Source organism: Amycolatopsis jejuensis (assembly GCF_000717335.1).
Taxonomy (GTDB): Bacteria; Actinomycetota; Actinomycetes; order Mycobacteriales; family Pseudonocardiaceae; genus Amycolatopsis; species Amycolatopsis jejuensis.
Window position 1 is genome coordinate 86,505 of sequence record NZ_JNYZ01000028.1, and the last position, 26,167, is coordinate 112,671.

Consider the following 26,167-nt stretch of genomic DNA (forward strand, 5'->3'; position numbering starts at 1 on the left):
GCCAATTCCGGGGCATTGGTCGCGACGTTCGCCGGAAGCCTGGCGACCGCGCGGCCACCCGGAAACGATCGGGCCATGAGTACGACGTTTCCTGCCGCGAGCCCGCAGATCCGCCCGGCGAGCGCGGCCAGCATGCAGCGGATGCTCGAGGCCCAGCCGGTCCTGGTCGACGTGCTCCCCGCGGGCGAGGCCCTGGACGGGATGACGCCGGACACGGTGCTGGTCGCCGGTCCGGTCATGGCGCCGGGGGAGTACCACGGTCCGCAGCGCGACGCGATCCGGTACGCGGCGGTCCACGAAGGACTCGCGCCGGACCCGGACCAGGCCTGGGAACGCCTGGTCGCCGGGAAGATCAAGCTCGGGCACACGCTCGACTACGGCTGCGTCGGCTCCACCGCGGGCGTGCACACGTTCTCGACCCCGGTGTACCGCGTCGAGGACCCGGCGACCGGCGTCCGGGCGCACTGCGGGATGTACGAGTTCGGGACGCGCCGGGGGCTCAGCCTCGGGGTGTACGACGACGAGGTCCGCGACCGGCTCCACCGGCTGGAGGAGGAGGTCGCACCCGCGATCGGCGCCGCCGTCCGCGCCGCAGGCGGGATCCCGCTGCTGCCGATGATGAGCCGGGCCCTGCGGATGGGCGACGAACTGCACAGCCGCACGCTCGCCGCCGCGCACGTGCTGGCCCGCACTCTGATGGCCCCGCTCGCCGACCTTGGTCACCCGCATCGCCGCACCGCGATCGAATACCTGACGACGATCGACCCGCTCTTCCTCCGCCTCTCGATGGCGGCCGCGACCGTGATCGTGACCAGCGGGCACGGGGTCCCCGGCTCGACGGTCGTCACCGGAATGGTCATGAACTGCCGCCGCTTCCACGTGCGGCTCGCCGGAAGCGACCGCTGGTTCGCCGCCCCGCTGCCGGAGCCGCGCGGCCGGTTCTTCCCCGGCTTCAGCGTCGACGACGTCGTGTGGACCGGCGGCGAGAGCTGCATGACGGAGTGCGCCGGGCTGGGCGGGATGGCGCAGGCCGCCGCGCCCGCGCTGCTGGACTACCACGACGGCGATTTCGCCGGGCTGATCAGGCACAACCTGGGCTTATACTCGATCGTCCGCACGGAGCACCCGGACCTGGTCATCCCGGCGCTGGGGTTCCGTGGGGTGCCGTTCGGCATCGACGCCGAGCTGGTCGCCGACACAGGGCTGACTCCGCTCATCGACGTGGGGTACGCCGGGATCGGGGTGGGGCAAGTTGGCGCAGGGTCGGTCCGCGCACCACTGGCGTGCTTCACCGAGGCGCTCGCCGCCGGTGCCGCAACCGGTGCCGATGCCACCGGTGCCTGACGTCCGCCCGCGGGAGATGATCCCCGCGGAGCAGCTGGTGGCCATTCTCGGGCACTGGTCGGAAGGCAGCGCGCCGCTGTACGAGCAGCTCGCCGAGGCGATGCGGGCCGCGGTCCGCCGGGGTGAACTCGCGCCCGGCGTGCTGCTGCCCCCGCAGCGGGCTCTCGCCGGTCTGCTCGCGGTCAGCCGCACGACGGTGATCGCGACCGTCGACCTCTTGCGCAGCGAGGGCTGGCTGCACAGCGTCCAGGGAAGCGGGACCTGGGTGACCAGACCGCAGGGCGCGCCGCACGGTCCGTCGGCCGGTCCACCGTCGTCGCACCGCGTGCGGCGCCTCATCCACGAGAGCGGGTCGCGCTTCCGGCGGACGGCGCTCGACCTCGGTTCGGCCATCTTCGACGAGCCGTGCTGGCCGTCCGGCGTGTCGATCGACGGGCTGCGTGACGACCTGGACTCGCTGGCCCGGCTCAGCGGCGAGATGGCGTGCGGGGTCCGGGAGCTGCGGGAGGAGATCGCGGAGTTCCTGACCCGGCGCGGCCTGCCGACCACCTTCGACCAGATCTGCATCACCACCGGCGCGCAGCAGGCGGTGTGGCTCGCCGCGACGTACTTCAGCGAGCCGATGCGGCCGGTCGTCGTCGAGGACCCGACCTGGGTGGCCGCGCTCGACGTCGTCCGCTCACTGCAGTGCCCGATCCTTTCGGTGCCGGTCGACCGGCAGGGGCTGAGCGTGCTCACCCTGGAACGGCTCCTCCAGCGGACGCGGCCCGCGATGGTCCTGACCGTCCCGGAGTTCCACAACCCCACCGGCGCCCGGATGCCCGAGCCACGGCGGGACCGGCTGGCGACCTTGAGCGCGGAGTACCAGGTGCCGGTCGTCGAGGACCTGTCGCTGTGGGGGCTGTCGCTGCGCCCCGGCGGCGATCGGCTGAACTCGATCGCCGCCTGCCGGCCGGACGCTCCCGTGGTCACGATCGGCTCGTTCACGAAACTGCTGTGGCACGGCATCCGCGTCGGCTGGATCCGCGCGCGGGAGGACGTGATCAGCCGGATCGCCCAGCTGAAGGTGACCGTCGACGCCGGCACGCCCGAGCTGTGCCAGCTGCTGGCCGCGCGCTCGCTACCGGTGATCGACGAGGTCTGCGCGCGCCGGACCGCGCACCTCGAAGCGTCGCTCGCGGTGATCGACGACTGGCTCGGTTCACTCGATCCGGCATGGAGCTACGAGGTCCCCGACGGCGGGATGTCGATCTGGACGCGGCTGCCGGTGGGGAATGCCATGGAGTTCAGCCAGGTAGCGTTGCGGCATTCGGTGGATTTCTGGCCGGGCAACGTCTTCTCGGCGACACATGCACACGGCGACCGGGTCCGGCTCCCGCTGGGCCGTCGGCTCGACTACCTCGGGGAGGCACTGGGGCGGCTCGAGGTTGCGTGGAACGAGTATTTGGGCCGCTGAACGCGGAGTTCCGCCATGTCCGGCAACAGGTGGCTCGGGTATTCGTGAACCCGCCATGGAAACCAGCCGACGACGAGGCTCAGCGTGAGCAGGTCCGCGTGGGTGTGCCCAGGGCCCGAAAACCGCGTCGAACCCGGCTGCCGTTCCGCATCACCACGAGGATCCCGCCGGGCATCATCGTCTCCGAGGGCGTGCCACCTCCCAGCCGCCGGTCCACAGCAGGAAATGCCGTCCCGGATCTTCGGTTGTGGTCCGGTCCGGCGCCTCGGCGATTGGTGTCGTTCGCGCCCGGATCGGTTGCGGACCCGCCGAGCACCTCGACGGTGCCGAGTCCCCAGCGGGCCGCGAAACACCCGAGTTCAGCCACCACGCACCTCACGGACAAGCTCAGCCGCCGACCCCTGCGCGAGCCGGGCAATGTCGCGCTCGGTGACCTCACCGCCATCCAGCGTGCCGACCACATCACCTTCGCGGATGACGTGCACCCGGTCGCAGATCTGCGCGAGCTGGCTGAAGTCCCCCGAAACGATCAGCACCACCGCGCCGCTGTCGGCGACGGCGCGCAGCCGCAGCAGGATGGCCTGGCTCGCGGCGGCGTCGACGCCCTGGGTCGGTTCGTGCAGGATCCACGTGCTCGGGTCGGTTTGCAGCCATTTGCCGAGCAGCATCTTCTGCTGGTTGCCGCCGCTGAATGCCCACACCGGCCGGTCCGCGTCGAGCGGGGTCACGCCGACGTCGGCCATCACCTGCCGTGCGCCCGCGCGCTCGCGCGAGTGGCTCAGACCGAGGCGGCCGTGGAAGCGGGACAGGACAGTGATGCTGACGTTGTCCCGTGCCGAACCCTCCCGCCAGAGCCCGGCGCGCAGCCGATCCGCGGGTACGAGCGCAACCCCGCGCTGCCGGGCGACGCGGTACCCGTGCCGCGCAGGCAGGACAGACCCGTCGACGGACACGGTGCCGCGCAACGGTTTTCGCAATCCGGCCAGTACCTCCGGCAGGTCCTCACAGCCCATACCCGCCAGCCCGGTCACTCCGGTGACGATGCCGCGGGGTGCGTCGAGATCGACGGCGCGGAGCCGCTCCGTGGACAGGCCGCGGACCTCGAGCCCGGGCCGCGGGTCGAGGGGGTGCTCCGACCGCAGGGGTACCGCGTCGAGCGAAGCGCCGAGCATCGCCTCGATCAGCTGGTCCCGGCTGACGTCGCGAGTGTCGGCCGACAGCGCGACCCGGCCGTCGCGCAGGATGCTCAGCCGATGCGTCACCTCGTCGATCTCGGCCATCCGGTGGCTGACGTAGATCACCGCATTGCCCGCCTCCGCGACCCGGCGCACCGTGTCGATCAAGTGCTGGACCTCGCCGGTCGGCAGGTTCGCGGTGGGCTCGTCGAGGATGAACAGCATCGGCTGGGCGCCCGACGTCCGGCGCAGGCGGAACATCGCCCTGGCAAAGGCGACCTGGGCCCGCGCGGCCGCCGGGAGGTCCGCGACCAGCTGCCGGGGATGGATCCGCGCCTGCAGTTCCTCCAGCAGAAGCCCGACCTCGGCAGCCAGCGCACGCCGCCGGACCGGCGCCAGCGCCCGGGTGGCGTAGCGGCTTGCGACGACCACGTTGTCCAGCACCGGAAGGGACGGTTCGAGACCGAGATCCTGGTGCAGCACAACGACCCGGCCGGTGCCGTCGCCGAGCGGTTCGCCGCCGAACGTCGCCAGACCGGCGTCGGCCCGGTGGTACCCGGAGAGGACCTTGACGAGCGTCGACTTCCCGCTGCCGTTGAGCCCGAGCAGCCCGTGGATCTCGCCGAGCCCGACCTGCAGGTCGACGCCGTCCAGGACCCGGTTGGGGCCGAACGACTTCACCACGCCGGACACAGTGAGCCCGCCGGTCATCTGTTCGCCTTTCCCGACGCGAGCTTGGCGACCGTGATCGCCAGGATGAGCGCCAGCCCGTTGAAGACGTTGTTGACCCACGCCTGTGCCCCCGCGAGCTGCATGCCCGTGATGCCGATGGTGAGCAGGTACAGCGCGATCATCGTGCCCCAGGCGTTGACCTGCCCGGCTTTGACGGCCGTCGCGCCGAGGAAGATCGCGGCGAACGGCTGGAGCAGGTAGCTCGGGCCGCTGCCGGGGTCCGCCGCGCCCATCTGGCCGAGCAGCACTATGCCGGCGAACGCGGCGATCAGTGCGCACGCGATGAGCGCGCCGGCCCGCAGCCGCGCGACCGGCAGGCCGGACAGCCGCGCGGCCTCCGGGTTGCCACCGGTGAACAGCAGGTACCGCCCCAATGGCGTGCGCTCGTAGACGTACCAGACCACGACGACCAGGATCCAGGCGTACCAGGTCGCGGCGGGCAACCCGAACACCTCGTGCCTGCTGAACTCCACCAGCGAATGCGGGACTCCGGTCAGGATCTGGCTGCCGGTCGCCGCGTAGGCCATGCCGCCCAGCGCGATCAGGGAGCCCAGGGTCAGCACGAGCGAGTCGACACCGACCGACACGATGAAGAACGCGTTGACCGCGCCGACCACGAGTCCGAAAACCAGTGCGGCGAGAACCGCGATCAGCACGGGCACGCCCGCGATCGTCAGCGCGGCAAGCAAGGCCGCGGCGCCGGTCATCACCGCCGAAACCGAGAAGTCGATGTCGCCCACCAGGATCGGGATGGACGCGCCCAGTGCGAGCAGGAGAACGACGGACTGGGTGTTGACCATCGCCTTGAGGTTGCCGGTCGTCGCGAACGTGTCCGGGTAGAGCACCGAGAAGCCGATGAACAGCACGACCGCCACGATCACGACCGCGTACCTGCTCACCCAGCCTCGCCACGCGATACCCGGCCGTCCGGCCACGGCTTCCGTTAGCGCCATTGCTTGCGGTTCCTTCCTGCTGCGGAGATCGGGGGATCAGCTGACGCCCCACGCCTTCCCGAACACCGCGGGCGTGTTCTCGTAACCGGGGAAGAGATCGGTCACGGTCTTGGCGTTGCCGATGTTCGTCTTGTCGACGAGTCGGCGCGGCACGGAGACATCCCACGGCTTCGCCCCGACGATCACGCGCGCCAGCTGGTCGACGACGGCGTAACCGACCCAAGCAGGCGGCGGCAGGACCACGTCCACTGCTTCGGTGCCCTCGCGGACCATCTTCAGGTTGGCCTCGACGCCGTCGCCGCTGACGATCTTGACGTCGGGCCGCAGGGAGGCGACCGCGGGAGCACTGAGCGTGGCGAGACTGTCGAAGAGGGTGACGAGGTACTTGACGTCGGGGTTCGCCCGTAGCACGGCCTGCGTTGCCGAGGGCACGCTGGTGCCGAGCTGGGCCAGGTCGATCGGGGCTTCGGTGACCTTGCAGTCCGGGCAGGTGCCGAAGACCTGGTGGATGGCGTCCTCGTGGCGGTTCGCGGCCGGGAACGCCGGAAGGTGCAGGACCGCGGCCTTGGCGGAGCAGCCGGAGTCGGCCAGTATCCAGTTGGCCATGTCGGCGCCGCGGCTGCGGAAGTCGGACGGCACGCTGGCCTGTATCCCGTCGGGCAGCTTCTCGCCCGGCGGCACCTGGAAGAGCGTGATCACCGAGATCCCCGCCTTGCGGGCGTCCGCGATCTGCTGGGTGACCAGCTCGAGGTGCACGTTGACGACGATCCCTGCCGGATGCTGGGCGACGGCCTGCGCCATGCCCTCGGTGGCGGACTTGGACGTCCCGTCGGAGTAGAACACCTTCCCGGTCGCCCCGGCGGCCTTGGCGGCCGCCACGAAGCCGTCCCCGATGTCGTGCTGGATCTTCACCTGTGCCGGCTGGATGAGCCAGAGTTCCTTGCCCGCCAAGCCCTTGACGTCGAGCTGCGGCGGCGTCGCCAGCTGGGGTACCGCGCGGGCGGCGTCGGTCGCGGTCTTGGCGGCTTGGACGCAGGCAGCCGCACCCGCGGAGGTGCCGTTCCCGCTTCCCGCGTCCTGTTTCGATCCGCAGGCTGTCATCGCGGCCAGCAGCGTCAGCACGACGGCTCCGACCATCATTTTGCGTTCCACGGGCGTTCACCTTCCGGCTGGATCGGGCAGGCACCCAGTGTCGAAGCCGCCGGATGCCGCGGCCAGATCCAATACCGCGGGTTTGGTATCGCGGTGGCGCTCAGAGGTCGACGACGAGCTCGGCGGACAGCGCGCGGGAAACGCAGGCGTACATGCGGCCGGGCGCCGCGCCGATGTCGTCGCGGTGCTCCGGTTCGCCGGACAGCACGGTGAGCTCGCAGCTGCCGCACACGCCTTCGCGGCAGCCGGAAAGGACCGGGTACCCGGCGTGGTTCAGCACGTCGAGCAGCGATTCCCCGGGCGGGACCTCGATCGTCCGGCCGGAGCGGGCGCAGCCGACCCGGAACGCGGTGTCGGGCCGGAACTCGCGGACCGTCGGCCGGAATCGCTCCACGTGCAGGCGCTCGGCGGGGAACACCGCTTCGGCGGCCGCGAGCATCGAGGCGGGACCGCAGCAGTAGACCAGCGTGCGGGGGTCCAGTTCCGCGGCCAGCGCAGTGAGGTCGGGCCGTCCGTCGCGTTCGGTGGCGATGATGCGTACTCGGTCATCGGTGGTGAGTTCATCGGCAAAGGGCATGGTGGCGAGTGATTTTCCGAGATACACGAGGGTCGCGGTGGGGGCGGCCCGGAACATCGGCAGGATGGGCGTGATGCCGATACCACCGGCGAGGAACAGGTAGGCCGGTGCGGGCCGGAGCGGGAAGTTGTTGCGTGGCAGGGAAACGTTCATGGGCCGGTGGGGGCGCAGGAACCGGTGGATGTATTCGGAACCGCCGCGGCTGAGCCGCTCGTGGCGCACCGCGATGCGATAACGCTCGCGGTCGGCCGGATCGCCGCACAAGGAGTACTGGCGGGTCAGCCAGTTCGGCAGCGCCACGTCGATGTGGGCGCCCGGTTCCCAGGGCGCCAAGGCGGTTCCGGTGGCTCGGAATTCGAGGACGGCGACGTCTTCGGCGATCTGGTCGACGCGTTCGAGAATCGTTTGCTGCATCAGGAGTTTCCCCGGTTCAGTACAGGTGCCGGTACGCGGCTTCGAGGCGTTCGTCGACCACTTCCGGGGCGATGTCGAGCCCCAGCTGAGCGGTGACGGCTTCGCCCGGCGAAGGAATCTCCTCCGCGAGCGCCTGGCTGGCCGGATTCCAGAGCCGGGACCGGCTCAAGGCGCGGCCGCAGTGGAAATACGCCTGCGTCACCTCGACGATGATCGCCAGGTCCGGCCGCTTGGCCTCGGTGGCCATCCTGGTCAGCACGTCGGGCTCGTCGGTCGGATAACCGCGGCCGTTGACCCGCAGCACCTCGCGGACCCCGGGAATCAGGAACAGCAACCCGATGCCGTCGGATTCCGCGAGATTGCCGAAGGTGTCGGCGACCTTGTTTCCCGGCCGGTCGGGGATCGCGAGCGTGTGTTCGTCGAGCACCTTCACGAAGCCCGGGTAGTCGCCCCGCGGCGAACAGTCGGGTAATCCCGTCGCATCCGCCGTGGCCACCGCCACGAACGGCGAATGCGCGATGAAACGACGGAAATAGGAATCGATGTGGGTACCCCGGATTCTCGCCTCGGCCGACAGCGCACTCGGCGGCCCGAGCCGCGCGCGGACGTCGTCCGGTGACACTCGGCGGTAACGCGTGCGAACAGTGTTCATGGCACCATTATTCGAAGCCGCGGACGCGGTGCGCTACTCGCTTTTAGGCCGGTCGGAAGGAGGTGGCATGCCGTCGGAAAAGCGCCGGATCCAGCCACGTAAACGGCCCCGCCAGGTGCGGGCCGAGCTCACCCGGGAACGGATCCTCGACGCGGCTGCTCGCGTTTTCGCCGAACACGGCTACGGCGCGGGCACCACCAACCGCATTGCCGAAGAGGCTTGGCTCTCCATCGGTTCGCTGTATCAGTACTATCCGAACAAGGACGCGATCCTCGCCGAGCTGTTCGCGCGGCATCTGTCCGCGGGTGTGGTCGCGGTGGGCCGCTATCAAGAGGCGCCGCTACCCACCTCGCTGGAAGCCACCGTCCGCCTTTTCGTCCACACGACCATCGAAACCCACCGCGACGACCCGCGGCTGCTGCGCGTGATGACCGAACAGGCCCGCCGGTCGCCCGAGCTGCGCGAGAAAATGGCCCGGCATCAGCAGGAACTCGTCCGCCATACGCAGCAGATGCTGGACACGCACCCGGAGGCGGGTGTCGCAGACACCGAGGCAGCGGCGCGGCTCGTGGTGTCCACTGTGGAACTCGTGGTGCACCAGCTGATCGCGGAACCCGGGTCGGTCGAGGTGGGTCGCTTCGAGGACGAACTGGTGGCCATGCTGACCCGCTACCTGAGGGGAATGACCCGCTGCCGGATGCCTCCCCGGGGCGACGCTGAGTGGGGCGGACCGTTGCACAGGGTGATGTGACGGGGTGCAGGGTTGCGCAGGCCCGCGGCGCGGATATCCTCGACCTAAGCGCTCGCTTAGCAGTGGCTGGCCGGCGGACAAGGAGACGGTGTGGTGGAGTCGTTCAAGGATCGCGTTGCCCTGGTCACCGGGGCCAGCAGGGGGATCGGGCTGGCGATCGCGAAAGGGCTGGTCGAGCGGGGGGCGCGGGTGTGCATCACGGCGCGCAAGCCGGAGCCGCTCGCGGAGGCGGTCGAGGAGCTCGGCGGCCCGGACGTCGCGATGGCGGTCGCGGGCAAGGCCGACGACGCCGCGCATCAAGAGGAGGCCGTCGGTGCGGCGGTCGAGCGGTTCGGCAGCCTCGACATGCTCGTCAACAACACCGGCATCAACCCGGTCTACGGCCCCACGCTGGACATCGACCCGGCCGCGGCGAGCAAGATCTTCGCGGTGAACGTGCTCGCGCCGCTGTCGTGGATCCGCGTCGCGCGGGACGCCTGGATGGGTGAGCACGGCGGGTCGGTCGTCAACGTCGCGTCGATCGCCGGCTTGCGGACGTCGCCCGGGATCGGCATGTACGGCGTCAGCAAGGCCGCGCTGATCCGGCTCACCCAGGAGCTCGGTGGCGAGCTCGGCCCGGACATCCGGGTCAACGCGGTCGCCCCGGCGGTGGTCAAGACGAAGTTCGCGACGGCGCTGTACGAGGGTCGCGAGGAAGAAGTCGCGTCGACGTACCCGATGAAGCGGCTCGGCGTCCCGGAGGACATCGCAGGCGCGGTGGCGTTCCTGCTGTCCGCCGAAGCAGGCTGGATGACCGGGCAGACAATCGTCCTCGACGGCGGCGTCTCCCTCGGCGGCGGCCTGTGAGTGCCGGTGTCGTAGTCACCGGCGGCGGGGGAGGCATCGGCGCGGCCCTGGCGCGCCGGTTCGCCGCAGACGGCGCCCGGGTCGTCGTCGCGGACCTGGACGGCGACCGCGCAGCGGAGATCGCTGCCGAGGTGGGCGGTACGGCATTCGCGGGTGACGTCGCGAGCGAATCCGGAGTCACGGACCTGATCACCGCCGCCCGTAGAACCCTCGGCGAGATCGACATCTACTGCGCCAACGCAGGCGTCGCCCCCTTCGGCGGCGCCAACGCCGACGACGATTCCTGGGCGCTGGCCTGGGACGTGAACGTGATGGCACACGTCCGCGCCGCCCGCGCGTTGCTGCCGCCATGGCTGGAACGCGGAAAGGGCCACTTCATCGCGACGGTGTCCGCGGCGGGCCTGCTGACCAGCCTGGGCTCAGCACCGTATTCGGTGACGAAACACGGCGCATTGGCTTTCGCGGAATGGCTGTCGGCGACGTACCGGCACCGCGGAATCACCGTGCAGGCAATCTGCCCCCAAGGCGTACGCACGGCAATGCTGGAAGAAACCGGCGAACGCGGGAAACTGCTGATGGGCGCCAGCGCCATCGAGCCGGACCAGGTGGTGGACGCGCTGTTCACGGCCATCGCGGAGAACCGCTTCCTGGTCCTGCCGCACGAGGAAGTCGCCGGGTATTACGCCCTGCGAGCCACGGAAACGGACCGCTGGCTCGGCGGGATGAACAAACTGCAGCGGAAAATGGAGCAACTACCCGACGATTCTTGAGCTCCTTTGAGTGCAGGCAGCCACTCCCGAGAGCTCAGGCCGGGCAGCGTTTTCGGGTACCCGATCGGCCTCGGCTCCGGTGGTCCACCCGCGGCTGCGGGCCGTTGCCCTGCCGGTCGCTCCTTCCTGCCGTGACGCGAAATCGTGCTGCCGGGAAACCTCGAGCCCACCTCGGCAGGTGAGCTCACGCCTGGAATCAGACCTCAATCACCGAGCCGGTGCCTCAGCAAGACGTTGTCATCGATGAGGGCCGGTGATCGCGAGGCTGGCGGTGAAGCCATGGCTCATCGGCCGAAGTGTTCGGTGCAGACCCGGCCCGCGGGGGAGATCGGGGGAAGTGATCGACGCGTTCGACGATTCCAGGTTCGCCCGGCCAAGTCCGGGTAGGCGGCGAAGGCCAGGAAAGCTGGCAGGGACTCGCATTTCGCGACCGGCATCCTCGACCTCCGCGACCAGCCTCCTGCCGACGGCTGTGTCGAGAAGTCCGGGCCGCTGAACAGGTCACCCCCGCTCCGGCCGAGGCTGTTCCCACGGCGGCCCGGTTGCGCGACCTGCCCACGCACCACCGGCATCCAGCACCTGTTCGCCGCGCTCGAGCCCGCGACGGACAGATGTTCCATCCGTTCCGTGACCGCAAGCGCCGACCGGTAGTTCCCGGACTTCGGAAACTGGCTGCGCCGCCGTTCCCGGCCGGCACGCTCTCCCCGGTCTGCGACAACCACAGGCCGCACGGCAAGGCCGAGGTCGCCACGTGGGGTGCGGCCCCGGACGTGCTTCGCGGTCAATTCCGAAATCCGCCGCCCCGATTGTCCGCCCGGCATTGCTTGATACGGCATTGTTTTGGATTGCCCCAAGAAAACGACGAGTCGGGCATCGATGACGGGTCTCTGGGCAGAACGGGATCTTCGACCTTGTCCGAGGAGAACGCGGCAGCCGACGATGGTCCGGCTGCGCAGGTGATCGTTCGCTGCACCGGTCACCTGTGATAAACCGCATTCGGGTCCACTGCCAGGGGAGATTTCAGAAGACGATGACAAATGTGTCTGCACTGTCCGTTATTCGCACTGCGCCGGGGAGAAGGGGACTACGGTGACCACAAAGTCGATCGGCAGGCGGCTGAGGACTTTTCTTTCTTCGGTCGTGGCCGGAATCTTGGCTGTCGGATACTTCTCGGTGGTCACGGTGCCTCCGGCGAAGGCAATCGAGGGTGGCTACGACGGAGTTGTCGTAAACAGCACCGTGCAACTGTGGTTCAAACAGGCGCAAGGCTTTCCGGACCAGTTCCTGTGTGGTGGCGCGGCCACCGGCGCTTCCTGGGTCCTCACGGCAAAGCACTGCTTCAAGTATTCCAATAATCTCGACGACTATTACGTACTGGTCGGAGATTCCGACCTGGGCAAGGGGGCGAAGCACGGCATCCGATCGGTGCAGACTCCTGCCGCGAACTCGGACCTCATGGTCCTCACCGTGGACGGTCCCATGGACACCCGCGGGGCGGCATACTTCATGCTGGGCCCCAACAAGAGGGTTCCGTTGAAGAAGCAGCTCGATTCCTACGGGTGGGGCAGAACGTGTGAGACGTGCGACCCTTCCCCCAGCCTCAAATGGGCGCCGGGCATGGTCAACGACAGCGAGGACGGAATAACCGATACGTTCGGCGGTGGTGCATACCGGATCCGGCCGTTTTCCGGTGCCATCATTCACAAGGGGGATTCGGGCGGGCCTTCCAGTTACCACACCGGGCGCAGCGCTTCGTCACCTCGCGTTCTCGTCGGGGTGATGTCGCAGTCGAACATTTCCACCCACAATGCCTACGCGGCCGCAACCTATGACATGCCCGGATGTGGCCGGGCCGGTGCCGTGCCCTGTGTTTACGACTGGCTGCGCCGGGAGGCGCACATGCAGGTGTACAACCCTGACGAGCACAAGAGTGAGCTCCGCAAACGAGATGTCAGCGTCATGGTGGAGGGCGATTCGATCGGCGAGGGCGTCGGAAGCGACTCGGCTTTGGGATATGCCGGCTATCGCAAGCCGATGTATTACGGGCTCGCGGCGGACGCGCGTGGCGTGGACTTCGTGGGTACCCAGCACTCCGGCCAGATCGCGGATCCGGACCACGAATCCTACAGCGGCAAGACGATCGACTACCTGGCGGAACGCTCGGCCGTCGCCATCCCGGTGTTCAAGCCCTCGGTCGTCACCCTCCACATCGGCACCAACGACATGAACGGCAATGTCGATCCGCCGTCCGCCCCGGCGAGGCTGGGCAGGCTCGTCGACCAGATCGCGAAGGACTCCCCGGAGACCACCGTGCTGGTGGCGACTTTGGTGCCGTCGAGGATCGCCGGCACGCAGGAACGGATCGACGCGTACAACGAGGGGATCACCGAACAGGTACGACAGCGCGCGGAAGCGGGCAAACGTATCGCGCTCGTCGACATGAGCGAGGTGACGGTGGACGACCTCGCGGACAATCTGCACCCCAACGACCGCGGCTACGAGAAGATGGCCGAGGCGTTCACCCGCGGCATCGCGGCGGCCGCCGAAACCGGTTGGATCAAAGACCGGACAGGCGGCGGGAGCCAGTGCAACGACGCCCCGAACCGCTGGCTCGACCGCGGCCAATACGCCTCCGGCGTGGGCGCGAGCGGCTACGAGGTCCGGTTCGCCGATATCAATGGTGACGGCAAGGACGACTATCTCTGGGTGCACGGCGACAGTTCGGTCGATGCGTGGATCAACGTGAACGGGGATGCGCCCGGTGGTCCGGCTTGGCGGCCGATCGGCCGGATCGCCGCCGGGGTGGGCGCGCCGGGGCCGGCCATCCGGTTTGCCGATATCAACGGTGACGGCAAAGACGACTATCTCTGGGTGCACGACGACAGTTCGGTCGATGCGTGGATCAACATGAACGGGGATGCGCCCGGTGGTCCGGCTTGGCGGCCGATCGGCCAGATCGCCCAGGGCGTGGGTGCCAAGGGCGTGGAGATCGTTTTCGCCGACATCAACGGTGACGGCAAGGACGACTACATCTGGAAGCACCCCGACAGTTCGGCCGACGGATGGGCCAACGTCAACGGTGACGGTCCCGGCGGCCCCGGCTGGCGCCCCTTGGGGCAGATCGCGGCCGGCGTGGGCGGTGGCGCCATCGCCTTCGCCAGGATGAACTGCGACGCACTCGCCGACTACCTGAGGCTGGACCCGAACACCGGCACGGTGGACGCGTGGATCAACGCCCACGGAGACGCCCCAGGCGGCCCCGGCTGGGTACCGCGCGGCCGGGTAGCGTCAGGCGTGGAGAAACACGGAGACGAACTCCACTTCTTCGCCGACATCAGCGGCGACGGCCGCGCCGACTACCTACTGGTGAACCAGGAAAACGGCAGCATGCGAGCGTGGATCAACAACGGCGGCGACCCCGCCTGAGTACACTGAGCCCGCTCCGGGACGAGCGCCACCACCCGCATGCCCGCGTGTGGTGGCGCTCGTGCGCGGTCCGCCGGTGTGCCGGGGGTGGTGGCGCTCGTGTGCGGCCACCGGCCACCCACGCCCGATAATCCTTGCCTGGTAACCCGGCCTGGCAACCCGCGCCCGGCACTCCGGGCGCCGCAGCGGTCCCCGGCCTGGGCTTGGTGGGGTGGGTGTCCGCCCATCCTGCCGCTTCTGTCGCATGGGTGCCCGAACGGGCTGTCGTCCGGTGAGGAAGCGGTCCGTCGGGACCGTGCCGAGGTGCGCAGCACCAACCCGCGACACCGCACCACGCCACGGCAGCGCACCGCACCATAGCACCGCCGCACGGCACCACAGCTCCGCTGCGCCGCGCCGCACCACCGCGCCGCGCCGCACCACACCGCAGCACCGCGGCGCCGGTTCGGATCGGCGAAACCCGCGGCCACCGCGCCGGTCCGGATCGGTGCCGTGGCTGCGGCGCAACCCGCGGCCACGGTGCAGGCGGCCGCAACGGCGTCAAGCAGGCAGGTCCACCAGATCAGCCAACCGAGCCCGATGCCGTCCAGGAGTACCGAAGGCGATCGAGTCGCTCTTTGCTCGCTTCAGGTACAGGTGTGCCGGATGTTCCCAAGTCATCCCGATCCCGCCGTGCAGCTGGATTGCTTCCTCGGTTGCGTGCACCGCGATCGGCGCGACGCGGGCCTGTGCGACGGCAACGGCGATCGGCACGTCGTACCCGCCGGACAGTGCGTCTGCGGCATAGCGCGCCGTCGCGCGGGCGTTGACCAGTTCCGTGTACAGGTTCGCCAGCCGGTGCTTCAGCGACTGGAACCCGCCCACCGGACGGCCGAACTGGTACCGGCCCTTCAGGTACGTCACCGTCTCGTGCAACGCCCACTCGGTGACCCCGGTCTGCTCCGAAGCCAGCAATCCGGCGGCGGTGGTCAATGCGCTGTCCACGGCATCCACCGCAGCGGAACCCGTGCAGATGAGCCGCGCGGGTGCGGAATCCAGGGTGACGTCGGCGATTCGCCGGGTCAGGTCCAGCGACACGGCTTCCACGATCGAAGCCGCACTGGCCTCGACCTCGTACAGTCCCGGTCCGTCCGGGCCTACCGCCGGGACCACCAGCACCTCAGCCACCGAGGCATCGACCACTGTGGACACTCGGCCGGTGAGCGTTCCGTTGGCCTGCACCGTTTCCGGGAACGGCGAACCCGGTGCGGTGGACAATGGCACCGCCAAGGCGCCGGTCAGCGAGCCCGAAGCGAGCCGGGGGAGCAGCTCCGTATCACCGGCCGCGAGGAGCGCTGCCGTTGCCAGCACTGCACTGCCCAGGTACGGCACCGGCGCGACGCTCCGGCCCAGTTCCTCCATGACGACAGCCACCTCGCGCGCCGAAGCACCGTGTCCGCCAAGGGATTCCGGCACCATCAGACCCGCGGTGCCGAGGTCGGCGGCCAGCGTGTGCCACAGCTTGAGGTCATACGGCTCGTCCGTCTCCACCCGCGCCAGCAATGCGGACGGCCCGGCCTGATCGGTGAGCAACGCCCGCACCGACGCACGCAGGTCCTCTTCCACTTCCGAGTACAGCAGGTCCGGCGAGTTCATCGCGGCAGGTCCTTCCAGGCGACGTCCTTGTCCACCCGCGGCTCGGACGGCAGCCCCAGCACACGTTCGGAGATGATGTTCCGCAGCACCTCGGTGGTACCGCCCTCGATCGAGTTCCCCTTGGCCCGCAAGTACCGGTACCCGGCCTCGCGGCCGAAGAAGTCGACCTTCTCCGGACGGCGCATCGTCCAGTCGTCGTAACGCAGGCCCTCCTCGCCGAGCAGTTCCAGCTCCAGGCCGGACAGCTGCTGGTTCAGCTCGGCGAACGCCACCTTCATCGCGGACCCCTCCGGCCCCGGCGCACCCGCCGTGAGCTGCTGCCGCAGCCGCGTTCCGGCCAGCCGCAACGATTCCGCTTCGACCCAGTGCTGCACCAGCCGGTCCCGCAGCTCCGGCGTGCGCAGCTCCGGACGGTCCCGCCACGTCTTCGCGATCAGCCCGATCATGCCGCCTTCCCGCGGCATTGCGGTGCCACCGATCGCGACTCGCTCGTTCATCAGCGTGGTCTGCGCGACCTTCCAGCCCTCGCCGACCGCACCCAGCCGCTGCGCGTCCGGGATCCGCACCTCGGTGAGGAACACCTCGTTGAACTCCGCCTCACCGGTGATCTGGCGCAGCGGCCGCACCTCGACGCCCGGCGCGGTCATGTCGCACAGGAAGTACGTCATGCCCTGGTGCTTGGGCACGTCCGGGTCGGTGCGGGTGACGAGGATGGCCCACTGCGCGTTGTGTGCGCCGGACGTCCAGACCTTCTGGCCGGTGACCACCCAGTCGTCCCCGTCGCGGACTGCGCGGGTGGCCAGCGCGGCGAGGTCGGACCCGGCACCGGGCTCGCTGAACAGCTGGCACCACACCTCCTCGCCGGTCCACAGTGGACGCAGGTAACGCTTGCGCTGCTCGTCGGTGCCGAACGCGAGGATCGTGGGCGCGGCCATGCCGAGCCCGATCATGATCCGGCGCGGGTTGTTGTCCGGCGCGCCCGCGGCGGCGAACGCGGCATCGACGTCGGCCTGCAGAGCCCGCGGCGCGTCCTGCCCGCCGAGGCCCGCCGGGAAGTGCACCCAGGCGAGCCCGGCGTCGAAACGGGCCCGCAGGAAGTCCAGCGGTGCCGACGACTTCGGGTCGTGCCCGGCGAGAAAGGCGCCGACCTGGGCGCGCAGCTCCTCGTCGGTCACTTGGCCGCCTCCGTCCGGTACTTCTTCAGCTCCCGGCGGGCCAGCGACCGCTTGTGGACCTCGTCCGGACCGTCGGCGAGCCGCAGCGTGCGCACCCCCGACCACAGCTCGGCCAGCGGGAAGTCCTGCGACAGCCCGCCCGCGCCGTGTGCCTGGATCGCTTTGTCGAGAATCCACTCGACCGTGAGCGGCGTGGAGATCTTGATCGCCTGGATCTCGGTGTGCGCGCCCTGGTTGCCGACGGTGTCCATCAGCCACGCGGTCTTCAGCACCAGCAGCCGCTGCTGCTCGATCCGGACGCGCGACTCGGCAATCCAGTCCTGCACCACCCCGGCGTCGGCGATCGGGCGGCCGAAGGTCTCGCGCGACAGCGTGCGCCGGCACATCAGCTCCAGCGCGCGTTCCGCCATGCCGATCGCCCGCATGCAGTGGTGGATGCGGCCCGGCCCGAGCCGGGCCTGCGCGATGGCGAATCCGGAACCCTCGTCCGCGATCAGGTTTTCCGCCGGTACCCGCACGTTGTCGAACAGCACCTCGGCGTGCCCGCCGTGGTCGCCGTCGGTGTAGCCGAACACCTGCATGCCGCGCACCACGGTGAGCCCCGGCGTGTCCCGCGGGACGAGGATCATGCTCTGCTGCTGGTGCGGCGGCGCGTCGGGATCGGTCTTGCCCATCACGATGAAGATCGCGCAGTTCGGGTTCATCGCGCCGGTGATGTACCACTTCCGGCCGTTGATGACGTACTCGTCACCCTCCCGGCGGATGCTGGTGGCGATGTTGCGCGCGTCCGACGAGGCCACGTCGGGCTCGGTCATCGCGAAGGCGGAGCGGATTTCCCCGTCCAGCAACGGTTGCAGCCACTGCTTGCGCTGCGCCTCGCTGCCGAACATGGTGAGTACTTCCATGTTCCCGGTGTCCGGTGCGGCGCAGTTGACCGCGATCGGGGCGAGGTGCGGGCTGCGGCCGGTGATCTCGGCCAGCGGCGCGTATTGGAGGTTGGTGAGCCCCGCCCCATGATCGCCGGGCAGGAAGAAGTTCCACAGACCGCGTTTGCGGGCCTCGGCCTTCAGCTCGGCGACGATCGGCGGCGTCGACCACGGGTCGGCGCGCTCCGCCACCTGCTCGTGGAAGACCGCCTCGGCGGGGTAGATGTGCGAATCCATGAATTCGAGCAGCTGCCCGCGCAGCTCCTCGGTACGGGCGTCGAACGCGAAGTCCATCACTTCTCCTCGGTGAGCGTCTTGGTGCCCTGCGCGATCAAGGGGGCCACGGCGGCGCCGATCTGGTCGAAGCCGGTGCCCACGGTTTGGCCCTGCTGGTAACGGAAGTAGATGCCTTCCAGGATCACCGCGAGCTTGAAGTACGCAAAGCCGATGTACCAGTTCAGCGCCGACAAGTCACGGCCGGACCGCTGCGCGTAGCGCGCGATGACCTCATCGGTGCCCGGATACCCGGCGGCGGCGCTGGCGTTGGACACCATCGGCAGCGACATCTGGTCTCGTTGCGCGTACGTGATCATGAGGCCGAGGTCGGTGAGCGGGTCGCCGAGCGTGGACATCTCCCAGTCCAGCACCGCGGTGATCCGGTCTTCGCCGTCGACGAGCACGTTGTCGAGCCGGTAGTCGCCGTGCACGATCGACGGCGTGCCGGACACCGGGATCGCCGCCGCGAGACCGGCGTGCAGCTCGTCCGCGCCCGGCAGATCGCGGCTCCGTGACCCGTCGAGCTGTTTCTTCCACCGCCGCAGCTGCCGTTCCAGAAACCCTTCCGGGCGGCCGAAATCGCCGAGCCCGACGGCTTCCGGATCGACCGAGTGCAGGTCGACGAGCGTGTCGACGAGCGAATCCGCAAGCGCCCTGGTGCGCTCTGGCCCGAGTTTTTCGAGCTCTTCGGCCATGCGGTACGGCGTGCCCTCGACGTACTCCATCACGTAGAACTGCGCGCCGAGCACGTCCGCGTCCTCGCACAGCAGGACGGTTTCCGGCACCGGCACCGGCGTCCCCGAAAGCCCGCTCATCACCCGGAACTCACGCCGCATGTCGTGCGCGGTGGGCAGAACGTGGCCGAGCGGCGGGCGGCGGACCACCCAGCGGCGCGTGCCGTCGGACACGATGTAGGTGAGGTTGGACCGCCCGCCCTGCACCACGTCCGCGGTGAGGGCGCCGGACACGAGCCCGGGCCGCTCGCGGTCGAGATGAGTACGCAGCCGCCCCAGGTCGAGGCCGGGCGGGTCGGTGGGGGTCATCGTGAGGACTCCATTCTTACCGGTCCGTGCAGTTTGTGCGAGGGTCCAGATCGGGGATCAAGCGATGAGCCGCGCGACCATCTCGGCCACGCACGCGGGTTTCGCCTCGCCTTCGATCTCGATGGTCCAGCGGATCACGGCCTGCTTGCCACCGGCCACGTCGGTGACCTCGGTGAGATCGGCGCTGCCGCGGACCCGCGAGCCCACCTTCACCGGCTGCGGGAACCGCACTTTGTTGAGCCCGTAGTTGATCCCCATCTTCAAGCCCTCGACGCGGTAGATCTGCGGGCCGAACGACGGAATCAGCGACAGCGTGAGGAATCCGTGCGCGATCGTGCTGCCGAACGGGCCGGTGGCAGCCTTTTCGGCATCGAGGTGGATCCACTGGTGGTCGCCGGTGGCGTCGGCGAAGAGCTGGACCTGCTCCTGGGTGACGGTGTGCCACTCGCTCTCGCCAAGGTGCTCGCCGGTCGCGCCGGCCAGCTCGGTCAGGTCGGAGAACACGCGCATCGGGATCAGTCCTTCGGTCCGCCGGCGACGTAGATGACCTGGCCGGACACGAAGCCCGCGCCCTCGCTCACGAGGAACGACGTGACGTTCGCGATGTCATCGGGCGTGCCGACGCGCTGCACCGGGATCTGCGACGCCGCCGCGGCCTTGAAGTCCTCGAAGCTCATCCCGAGCCGTTCGGCGGTGGCGGCGGTCATGTCGGTGGCGATGAACCCGGGCGCGATCGCGTTGGCGGTGACGCCGAACTTGCCGAGCTCGATGGCGAGCGTCTTGGTGAAGCCCTGCATACCCGCCTTGGCCGCGGAGTAGTTGACCTGCCCGCGGTTGCCCAGCGCCGAAGTGCTGGACAGGTTCACGATCCGGCCCCACTTCTCCTGCGTCTGGTACTTCTGCACTTCGCGCGTCATCAGGAACGAGCCGCGCAGGTGCACGTTCAGCACCGAGTCCCAGTCCTGCTCGGTCATCTTGAACAGCAGGTTGTCGCGCGTGATACCGGCGTTGTTGACCAGCACGGTCGGCGCGCCCAGCTCCTCGGCGACCCGCGTTACGGCCGCCTCGACCTGCCCGGCGTCACTCACGTCGAGCGCGACGCCGATCGCGCGGCCACCCGCCGCGGTGATCTCCTCGGCGCCGTTGCGGACTCCGCCCTCGTCGAGGTCGAGCAGCCCGACGGCGAACCCGTCGGAGGCGAGGCGGCGGGCGACGGCAGCACCGATGCCACGGCCGGCACCGGTCACGATGGCCACACGGGAAGCGGTCACGGGGGTCTCCTCTTCTTCGGGGAAGGCGCACGTCTTCGCGCAGGGTGCCACGGCACGACGCCCGGCGCTGGCTGCTAAGCGTACGCTTATTACGGGTAGTTGGCGAGACCCGGCTCCCGATCGGGCCGGTTCAGCGGCGCCCGGCCGGCGCGGCGAGGGCGGCCAGTGCCAGCAGTTCGGTGAGCGCCATCCCGCGTTCGACCAGGCCGAGCGGGATGAGCAGCCACCAGCGTTGATCGGTCAGTGCGGCAACCAGAACTGCGCCCAGGATCACGGCGAACCACGCCAGCGACGCCGCCGCGAGCAGCCGCGCGAGGAACCGGCGGCGCGGCGAATCCGGGAACGCGGCACGGGCGGCGACCAGCACGGCCACCGGCAGGCACACGAACGCCACGACGCTCGCGATCCGGTGCACCGTGCCCCCGGCGCCGGACGCGGTCACGCTCGTCCAGTCCGTCTTCGGGAACGCGACGATCGTCAGCAGCCCGGCCGTCCACAGCGCTCCGAGCACCGCCGCGGCGACCGGCAGCCGCCGTTGCAGCCGCAGTACCGTGAACGCGACCGCCGAACCGGCCGCGACCAGCACCACCGCGAGGTCGAACACCCATTTGTGGTCGGACAGGCCGTACTCGCTGATGGTCCGGCGGGTCACGCTGATCTCGTCGGTGGGCGGCACCAGCTGCAGCAGCAGGACCAGCGCGGCGCCGAGGACGAGCGCGCCGATCCCGGCCAGGGAGAACAACGTGGGGCGGCGATCGGCGGGCACGGTCGTCATGGGACCAGTGTGCCGGGCGCCGGATGTGCCCGCGGTGAGTCAGGCCGCGCGGCCCGATCCGGTGACCTGCGCGCGGACCGTGCGCAGTGCGTGATGGTCCACTGTGGACGGTTCGGCGGACAGCCAGCCGCCGATCTCGTGCAGGAACAGCTCCGGCGTCATCGGCGGACCGGGCTCGCCGTCCGGTTCGGCAGTGGTGACCTCGCCGTTTCGGCTGGGGTACACGATCATCGCGCCGCGCAGCGCGATGCCGGGCAGCAGCTCGCGGTAGTGGCCGAGGCTCTCGGCGAGCCGCGTGCCGCCGCCGCGGAACGGGCGGCCGTTGCGCAGCAGCCGTCCGTCCTCGGCGGTTTCGTAGTGCCCGGGCAGCCACAGCTTCGATTCGATGAGCACCAGGCGTTTTCCGCACAGCACCGCGTGGTCGACGTCCGCGAACACCGACCCCGGCCAGGCGAGACCGTGGAAGATGCGCGCGCCGGGCAACCTGGTCAGGTACCGCTGGAGCAGGTCGGCTGTGAGCCGTTCGGCCAGTTCGTCGGCCTCCGTACCGGGCGCGCCGAACACTGCGGTACCACCGAATTCCTCGGCGAACGCCTGCCGGGCCTGCCGCGCGGCGAGGTACCCGCGCGCAAGCCGGTGTACCAGCAATGCCGTGCCTGCGGTCAGGGTGAGCCACACGATCAGCACCGGCGGCGTGAAGTCCACCCCGGTGACCAGCGGCAACAGCACCAGCACCGCTCCCGCGACCGCGGCGACCACCGGAGCGTGCCCCGGGCCGCGCCGCCGTCCGTGCCGCATCCGCAGGTCTTCCCCGGCGAATGCCCACCATTCGAGGTCCTCGGGCGCGATGTCCGTCGCTTCGGGCGCGAAGCCGGGTTCGTCGCCGAACCGCCGCCGGGGCCGGGGTTTGGGCAATGTGGGTACGCGCGCACCGGCGTCGTAGCGCGCGCGGCGAGTGGGGTTACCGAGAGTGTCGTAGGCCTCGCGCAGAAGCTGGAACGTGCCGACCGTGCCACCCGCATCCGGGTGCAACGTCTTGGCCAACCGGCGATAGGCGGCCTTGATCTCCGTGGGCGACGCAGTCTTCCCCACGCCGAGTACCGCGTAGTAGTCGGGCACGGTCGGGTTCCACCTCCGGATGGCTGCCCGCGCAACGATATGGGGTCGCCGGATCGACGTGCCACCCACCTCCGCGGCGCGCCGGAGTGAACGGCCGGACGGGGTTTCGGGGTGGTGTTTTTCCGTCAGGGGAGCGGAAGTGCCGCCGGATCGCATCGGGTGCCGGGCGGCCGGAAATGCCCGTTCCTGCCGGTCGGTACGCGTGCTCTCCCCCGCTCCGGTTCGGGCACCTTTCCCGGCGCACCCCTTCCGGCCTCGCACATCTTATGTTAAGAAACCTTACTAACTATTGGATGGAGGCACGACGTGAGCTCACCCACCCGTCCGGGGGACTCCGCGACCCTTCCGCGGACCGGTCTCGAACGCCGGATCGGGCCGCTGCAGGCGACCGCGATCAACATGACGCAGATGTGCGGGATCGGCCCGTTCGTCACCATCCCCGCGATGGTCGTGACGATGGGCGGCCCGCAGGCGATGTTCGGCTGGATCATCGGCGCGGTCATCGCCCTCGCCGACGGGCTCGTGTGGGCCGAGCTCGGCGCCGCCCTCCCCGGTGCCGGTGGGACCTACATCTACCTGCGCGAAGCGTTCCAGTACCGCTCCGGCAGGCTGATGCCGTTCCTCTTCGCCTGGAGCGCGGTGCTGTTCATCCCGCTGATCATGTCCACCGGCATCATCGGGCTCGTCCAGTACCTCGGGTACCTGGTCCCCGGCGTGACCGGTGACGGCGGCGTCACCCCGCTGGGCAAGGTCATCGGCATCGGGATCGTCGTGCTGATCGTGCTCGCGCTGTTCCGCCGGATCGGCCAGATCGGCAAGCTGACCACCGCGTTGTTCGTGGTGATGCTGTGCGCGGTGCTGGCCGTGATCGCCGCGGCGTTCAGCCATTTCGACGCGCACCAGGCGTTCGCCTTCACCCCGGGCGCGTTCGGCTCGGGCGGGGCGTTCTGGTCCGGGCTCGGCGCGGGTCTCGTGATCGCCGTGTACGACTACCTCGGCTACAACACCACGGCCTACCTCGGCGGCGAGGTCCGCGCGCCGGGCCGCACCATCCCGCGCTCGATCCTGTTCTCCATCCTCGGCATCATGTCGCTGTATTTCCTGCTGCAGGTCGGGGTTCTGGGCTCGACGCCGCTGGCGGAGATCAAGACGGCGACGTCGGTGGCGTCGTCGGTGCTCGAGCAGGCGTGGGGCTCGGTCGCGGCGAAAATCATCACCGTGCTGATCGTGATCGCCGCGGTCGGTTCGGTGTTCGCGGGTCTGCTCGGCGGGTCGCGGGTGCCGTTCGAAGCCGCGCGCGACAAGGTTTTCCTGCCGGTTTTCGGGAAACTGCACCCGAAGCTCAACCTGCCGACCGCCGGGGTACTCGCCATGGGACTGGTCACCGCGATCGGGTCGCTGTTCACTCTCACCGACGTGATCAACGCCGCCGTCACGGTGCTGGTGCTGATCCAGTCGCTGGCGCAGGTCGCGGCGATCGTCGTGCTGCGGCGTCGTCAACCCGGGTTGAAGCGGCCGTACCGGCAGTGGCTGTATCCGGTGCCGACGATTGTCGCGCTGGCCGGGTGGGTGTACGTGTTCCACTCCGCGACGCAGCTGTCGAAACTGCTGGCCGTCGGCTGGGTCGTCCTCGGTGTTCTCGCCTTCCTTGCTTACGCCGCCAAGGAAAAGGTGTGGCCGTTCGGTCCCAAGGAGATCCGGGAAGCGTTCGCCGCGGGATCGCAGGCATGAGCGGCCTGGTCATCGATGGGACCCGCGCGTGATCTCGGACGATCTGATCCTGGGCATCGACTTCGGCGGCACGAAAGTGGCGCTGGGCCTCGCCGACCGGACCGGCACGCTGCGCGCCACCCGCCGGCTGGACACCGATGCACAGGCCGGCGCCGAACAGGTGGTCACGCGCGCGCTGACGGCAGCAGCCGAGCTGGCCGCCGACGTCCGGGTCGGCGCGGTGGGGGTGGTGAGCCCGGGAATCGTGCTGCCGGACCGGATCCTGCTGGCACCCAACGTGCCCGGCTGGGAGGAACTGCACCTGGCGGAGCTGGTGTCGGCGTCCTTTCCGGAGGTCCCGGTGACAGTCGGCACGGACGCGAAGGCGGCCGCGCTGGCGGAATGGACGTGGGGCACGCTGACCGGCGCCGACCCGGCCGTGTTCCTCTCACTGGGCACCGGCATCGCAGCCGCGGTCCTGGTCGGCGGCCGCCTGCTCACCGGCGCGAACGGCGCAGCCGGGGAGATCGGGTACAACCTGCGGTTCCCCCAGGACACCGACGGTTTCGCGGGCGGAGCTGCGCCACTGGAGGAGGCCGTCGGCGGCCGGGGCCTCGGCGACCGGGCGACCGCGCTGCTCGGCCACCCGGTCACCGCGGGCGAGCTGTTCGCGCTGGCCAGGGAGGATGCGGAGGCGAAGGAACTGGTCACGGCAGCGTTGGACGAGCTGTCCATGCACGTGGCCAACCTGGCGATCGCCTTCGACCCGTCCCGCATCGCGGTGGGCGGCGGGCTGGTCCGGTCGGCAGACATCCTGCTGCCCGCATTGCGGGAACGTCTCGCCGCGGCGGTCCCCTTCCCACCGGACCTGGTCCCGGCGCGCTTCGACCAGGACGCCGCCCTGCTGGGAGCGGTGGCATTGGCGCTGGGCGGTGAGTGACCTCGGTGGCCGGTGGAGTTGCTGTGCCGCTCTGCCGGCTGCGGTTTGTGCTGGGTCCTCTGGTGTCGGCGGTGCGCTGAGCGGCTGGCTGCGGATGGCTTCTTACCCTCGTGCTGGTTTTCCTGGGTGAGGAGTGCGTGCGTCGGCCTTTGCTTCTGCTGGCCGAGCCAGTGGTGCGGTCTCAAGGGCCGCGTCGGCATCGACGCCATGTTTGCCGTGTGGCTCGTTCTGCCTGCCGCTCGTTTGTTCCGACACGCCTGCCTGCCGCCTGTTCCGGCTCGTTCGGCTCTCCCGCCCATTCCTGCTTGCGCGGCTGCTGGCTCGCCCTGCTCGCCTGTCTGTTCTGGTTCGTGTGTCGATTGGGTTGGTCCTGTTTGCTTGTCGATCGTCTGTTCTGGCTCGTGTGTCGATTGGGTTGGTCCTGTTTGCTTGCCGACCGCCGGTTCCGGCTCGTGCGTCGACTGGCTCGTCCTGCACGCCCGCCACCGCCCGTTCCTGCACCCCTGTCGGCGGGCTCCTCCTACTCGCCTGCCGTCTGCTTGTTCCCGGTCGCCTTCCGACCGGATCTTTCTGCTCTCCAGCCAACCGCCCGTTCCGGACCCTCGCCGCTGGCTCGTCCGGCTGGCCCGCCGACTGCGCGTTCCTCCTCGCCGACCTGCTACCTTTTCCGGCCCACGGACTGCCACTTCGCGCTCGCCCGCCGACACCCCCCTCGCTGCCTCCGGGCGACCGCCGGTCGATCAGATCCGTGCACTCCCCGGCAGGCCGCCTTCCCCCACCTGCCGATCTGGCGGCTATCCGGCTATCCCGCCATCCGGCAATCCCGCAATCCCGCAATCCCGCCAGATCTCGTCAAGCGGCCGCCCCACTCCGGCCCCGCGCTCGTACCCGCCGCGAGACCTCCACCCCACTCAGCCCTCTGACCAGCGAATACGCCCGCCAGATTCGATCTAGTGCCGCGTCACGCAACGTTGGGTAGGTAATCTGGGCGGCGGATCTTCGAGCCGGCTGCGAAGTGGCGCTTCGGGTGGCAGTGCCGGTTGCGCCAC

General features: G+C 69.6%; 21 protein-coding genes. 8 read left to right on the top strand and 13 right to left on the bottom strand.

What is annotated here, in order from left to right; all coding sequences use genetic code 11:
• Positions 1-75: 75 nt before the first annotated feature.
• Entirely contained in the window at positions 76-1,344 is a 1,269-nt protein-coding gene (locus tag OO71_RS33675; RefSeq protein ID WP_033294014.1) for a YlbE family protein, read from the top strand.
• Complete coding sequence (locus tag OO71_RS33680; protein ID WP_162186148.1) at positions 1,337-2,800, top strand: aminotransferase-like domain-containing protein; 1,464 nt, start codon at positions 1,337-1,339, stop codon at positions 2,798-2,800. Before OO71_RS33675 ends, OO71_RS33680 begins: the two co-directional genes overlap by 8 nt.
• Positions 2,801-3,159: 359 nt before the next feature.
• Here OO71_RS33680 and OO71_RS33685 read toward each other — a convergent pair whose 3' ends face one another.
• The 5 genes from OO71_RS33685 to OO71_RS33705 form a co-directional block, all read right to left on the bottom strand.
• The gene (locus OO71_RS33685; RefSeq protein ID WP_051792554.1) at positions 3,160-4,686 is read right to left on the bottom strand and encodes an ATP-binding cassette domain-containing protein; all 1,527 of its coding nucleotides are present in this window, start codon (positions 4,684-4,686) and stop codon (positions 3,160-3,162) included.
• Positions 4,683-5,660: an ABC transporter permease gene (locus OO71_RS33690; RefSeq protein ID WP_033294016.1), complete on the bottom strand. Its 978-nt coding sequence runs from the start codon at positions 5,658-5,660 to the stop codon at positions 4,683-4,685. Before OO71_RS33690 ends, OO71_RS33685 begins: the two co-directional genes overlap by 4 nt.
• A gap of 36 nt (positions 5,661-5,696) precedes the next feature.
• Entirely contained in the window at positions 5,697-6,812 is a 1,116-nt protein-coding gene (locus OO71_RS33695) for a sugar ABC transporter substrate-binding protein (RefSeq protein ID WP_033294017.1), read from the bottom strand.
• Positions 6,813-6,912: 100 nt separating this feature from the next.
• Complete coding sequence (locus tag OO71_RS33700; RefSeq protein ID WP_033294018.1) at positions 6,913-7,803, bottom strand: PDR/VanB family oxidoreductase; 891 nt, start codon at positions 7,801-7,803, stop codon at positions 6,913-6,915.
• Between the two features lie 16 nt (positions 7,804-7,819).
• Positions 7,820-8,455, bottom strand: a complete 636-nt coding sequence (locus OO71_RS33705) for an MSMEG_1061 family FMN-dependent PPOX-type flavoprotein (RefSeq protein ID WP_033294019.1) — start codon at positions 8,453-8,455, stop codon at positions 7,820-7,822.
• A gap of 67 nt (positions 8,456-8,522) precedes the next feature.
• On the opposite strand from OO71_RS33705, the gene OO71_RS33710 reads away from it, so the two are divergent.
• The 4 genes from OO71_RS33710 (at position 8,523) to OO71_RS33725 (ending at position 14,248) form a co-directional block, all read left to right on the top strand.
• Complete coding sequence (locus OO71_RS33710) at positions 8,523-9,206, top strand: TetR/AcrR family transcriptional regulator (RefSeq protein WP_063740148.1); 684 nt, start codon at positions 8,523-8,525, stop codon at positions 9,204-9,206.
• 93 nt (positions 9,207-9,299) lie between these two features.
• Positions 9,300-10,052 carry an SDR family oxidoreductase gene (locus OO71_RS33715; protein ID WP_156096687.1) on the top strand — a complete coding sequence of 251 codons (753 nt, stop codon included), beginning with the start codon at positions 9,300-9,302 and terminating at the stop codon, positions 10,050-10,052.
• A complete protein-coding gene (locus tag OO71_RS33720) occupies positions 10,049-10,822 on the top strand; it encodes an SDR family oxidoreductase (protein ID WP_033294021.1) in 774 nt (257 codons plus the stop codon). The genes OO71_RS33715 and OO71_RS33720 overlap by 4 nt, the downstream gene beginning before the upstream one ends.
• A gap of 1,089 nt (positions 10,823-11,911) precedes the next feature.
• Positions 11,912-14,248 (top strand): GDSL-type esterase/lipase family protein, encoded by a 2,337-nt coding sequence (locus OO71_RS33725; RefSeq protein WP_084145464.1) that lies wholly within the window; start codon positions 11,912-11,914, stop codon positions 14,246-14,248.
• 540 nt (positions 14,249-14,788) lie between these two features.
• Here the strand turns inward: OO71_RS33725 and OO71_RS33730 are convergent.
• The 8 genes from OO71_RS33730 to OO71_RS33765 form a co-directional block, all read right to left on the bottom strand.
• The gene (locus OO71_RS33730; RefSeq protein WP_033294022.1) at positions 14,789-15,883 is read right to left on the bottom strand and encodes an acyl-CoA dehydrogenase family protein; all 1,095 of its coding nucleotides are present in this window, start codon (positions 15,881-15,883) and stop codon (positions 14,789-14,791) included.
• Positions 15,880-17,058 carry an acyl-CoA dehydrogenase family protein gene (locus OO71_RS33735; protein ID WP_033294023.1) on the bottom strand — a complete coding sequence of 393 codons (1,179 nt, stop codon included), beginning with the start codon at positions 17,056-17,058 and terminating at the stop codon, positions 15,880-15,882. Before OO71_RS33735 ends, OO71_RS33730 begins: the two co-directional genes overlap by 4 nt.
• Positions 17,055-18,278 (bottom strand): acyl-CoA dehydrogenase family protein, encoded by a 1,224-nt coding sequence (locus OO71_RS33740; RefSeq protein ID WP_033294024.1) that lies wholly within the window; start codon positions 18,276-18,278, stop codon positions 17,055-17,057. The genes OO71_RS33735 and OO71_RS33740 overlap by 4 nt, the downstream gene beginning before the upstream one ends.
• Complete coding sequence (locus tag OO71_RS33745) at positions 18,278-19,303, bottom strand: phosphotransferase family protein (RefSeq protein ID WP_033294025.1); 1,026 nt, start codon at positions 19,301-19,303, stop codon at positions 18,278-18,280. Before OO71_RS33745 ends, OO71_RS33740 begins: the two co-directional genes overlap by 1 nt.
• 57 nt (positions 19,304-19,360) lie before the next feature.
• Positions 19,361-19,813 carry a MaoC family dehydratase gene (locus OO71_RS33750; protein WP_033294026.1) on the bottom strand — a complete coding sequence of 151 codons (453 nt, stop codon included), beginning with the start codon at positions 19,811-19,813 and terminating at the stop codon, positions 19,361-19,363.
• Positions 19,814-19,818: 5 nt separating this feature from the next.
• Positions 19,819-20,574, bottom strand: a complete 756-nt coding sequence (gene fabG / locus OO71_RS33755; protein WP_033294027.1) for a 3-oxoacyl-ACP reductase FabG — start codon at positions 20,572-20,574, stop codon at positions 19,819-19,821.
• Positions 20,575-20,704: 130 nt separating this feature from the next.
• On the bottom strand, positions 20,705-21,349 hold the full coding sequence (locus OO71_RS33760) for a DUF998 domain-containing protein (protein ID WP_033294028.1): 645 nt from the start codon (positions 21,347-21,349) through the stop codon (positions 20,705-20,707).
• Positions 21,350-21,388: 39 nt separating this feature from the next.
• Positions 21,389-22,468 carry a J domain-containing protein gene (locus tag OO71_RS33765; protein ID WP_033294029.1) on the bottom strand — a complete coding sequence of 360 codons (1,080 nt, stop codon included), beginning with the start codon at positions 22,466-22,468 and terminating at the stop codon, positions 21,389-21,391.
• Between the two features lie 306 nt (positions 22,469-22,774).
• Here OO71_RS33765 and OO71_RS33770 point away from each other — a divergent pair, with 306 nt between their 5' ends.
• Together OO71_RS33770 and OO71_RS33775 are read left to right on the top strand one after the other, a co-directional pair.
• On the top strand, positions 22,775-24,199 hold the full coding sequence (locus tag OO71_RS33770; protein WP_033294030.1) for an APC family permease: 1,425 nt from the start codon (positions 22,775-22,777) through the stop codon (positions 24,197-24,199).
• Positions 24,200-24,230: 31 nt separating this feature from the next.
• Positions 24,231-25,118, top strand: coding sequence for an ROK family protein (locus OO71_RS33775; RefSeq protein WP_033294056.1), 888 nt, complete (start codon positions 24,231-24,233; stop codon positions 25,116-25,118).
• Positions 25,119-26,167: the final 1,049 nt, after the last annotated feature.

Bases quoted from the DNA above. Each gene is read 5' to 3' on its own strand.
- OO71_RS33675 (WP_033294014.1), top strand. From the start codon at position 76: ATGAGTACGACGTTTCCTGCCGCGAGCCCGCAGATCCGCCCGGCGAGC.
- OO71_RS33685 (WP_051792554.1), bottom strand. From the start codon at position 4,686: ATGACCGGCGGGCTCACTGTGTCCGGCGTGGTGAAGTCGTTCGGCCCC.
- OO71_RS33690 (WP_033294016.1), bottom strand. From the start codon at position 5,660: ATGGCGCTAACGGAAGCCGTGGCCGGACGGCCGGGTATCGCGTGGCGA.
- OO71_RS33700 (WP_033294018.1), bottom strand. From the start codon at position 7,803: ATGCAGCAAACGATTCTCGAACGCGTCGACCAGATCGCCGAAGACGTC.
- OO71_RS33705 (WP_033294019.1), bottom strand. From the start codon at position 8,455: ATGAACACTGTTCGCACGCGTTACCGCCGAGTGTCACCGGACGACGTC.
- OO71_RS33710 (WP_063740148.1), top strand. From the start codon at position 8,523: ATGCCGTCGGAAAAGCGCCGGATCCAGCCACGTAAACGGCCCCGCCAG.
- OO71_RS33730 (WP_033294022.1), bottom strand. From the start codon at position 15,883: ATGAACTCGCCGGACCTGCTGTACTCGGAAGTGGAAGAGGACCTGCGT.
- OO71_RS33740 (WP_033294024.1), bottom strand. From the start codon at position 18,278: ATGGACTTCGCGTTCGACGCCCGTACCGAGGAGCTGCGCGGGCAGCTG.
- OO71_RS33745 (WP_033294025.1), bottom strand. From the start codon at position 19,303: ATGACCCCCACCGACCCGCCCGGCCTCGACCTGGGGCGGCTGCGTACT.
- OO71_RS33750 (WP_033294026.1), bottom strand. From the start codon at position 19,813: ATGCGCGTGTTCTCCGACCTGACCGAGCTGGCCGGCGCGACCGGCGAG.
- OO71_RS33760 (WP_033294028.1), bottom strand. From the start codon at position 21,349: ATGACGACCGTGCCCGCCGATCGCCGCCCCACGTTGTTCTCCCTGGCC.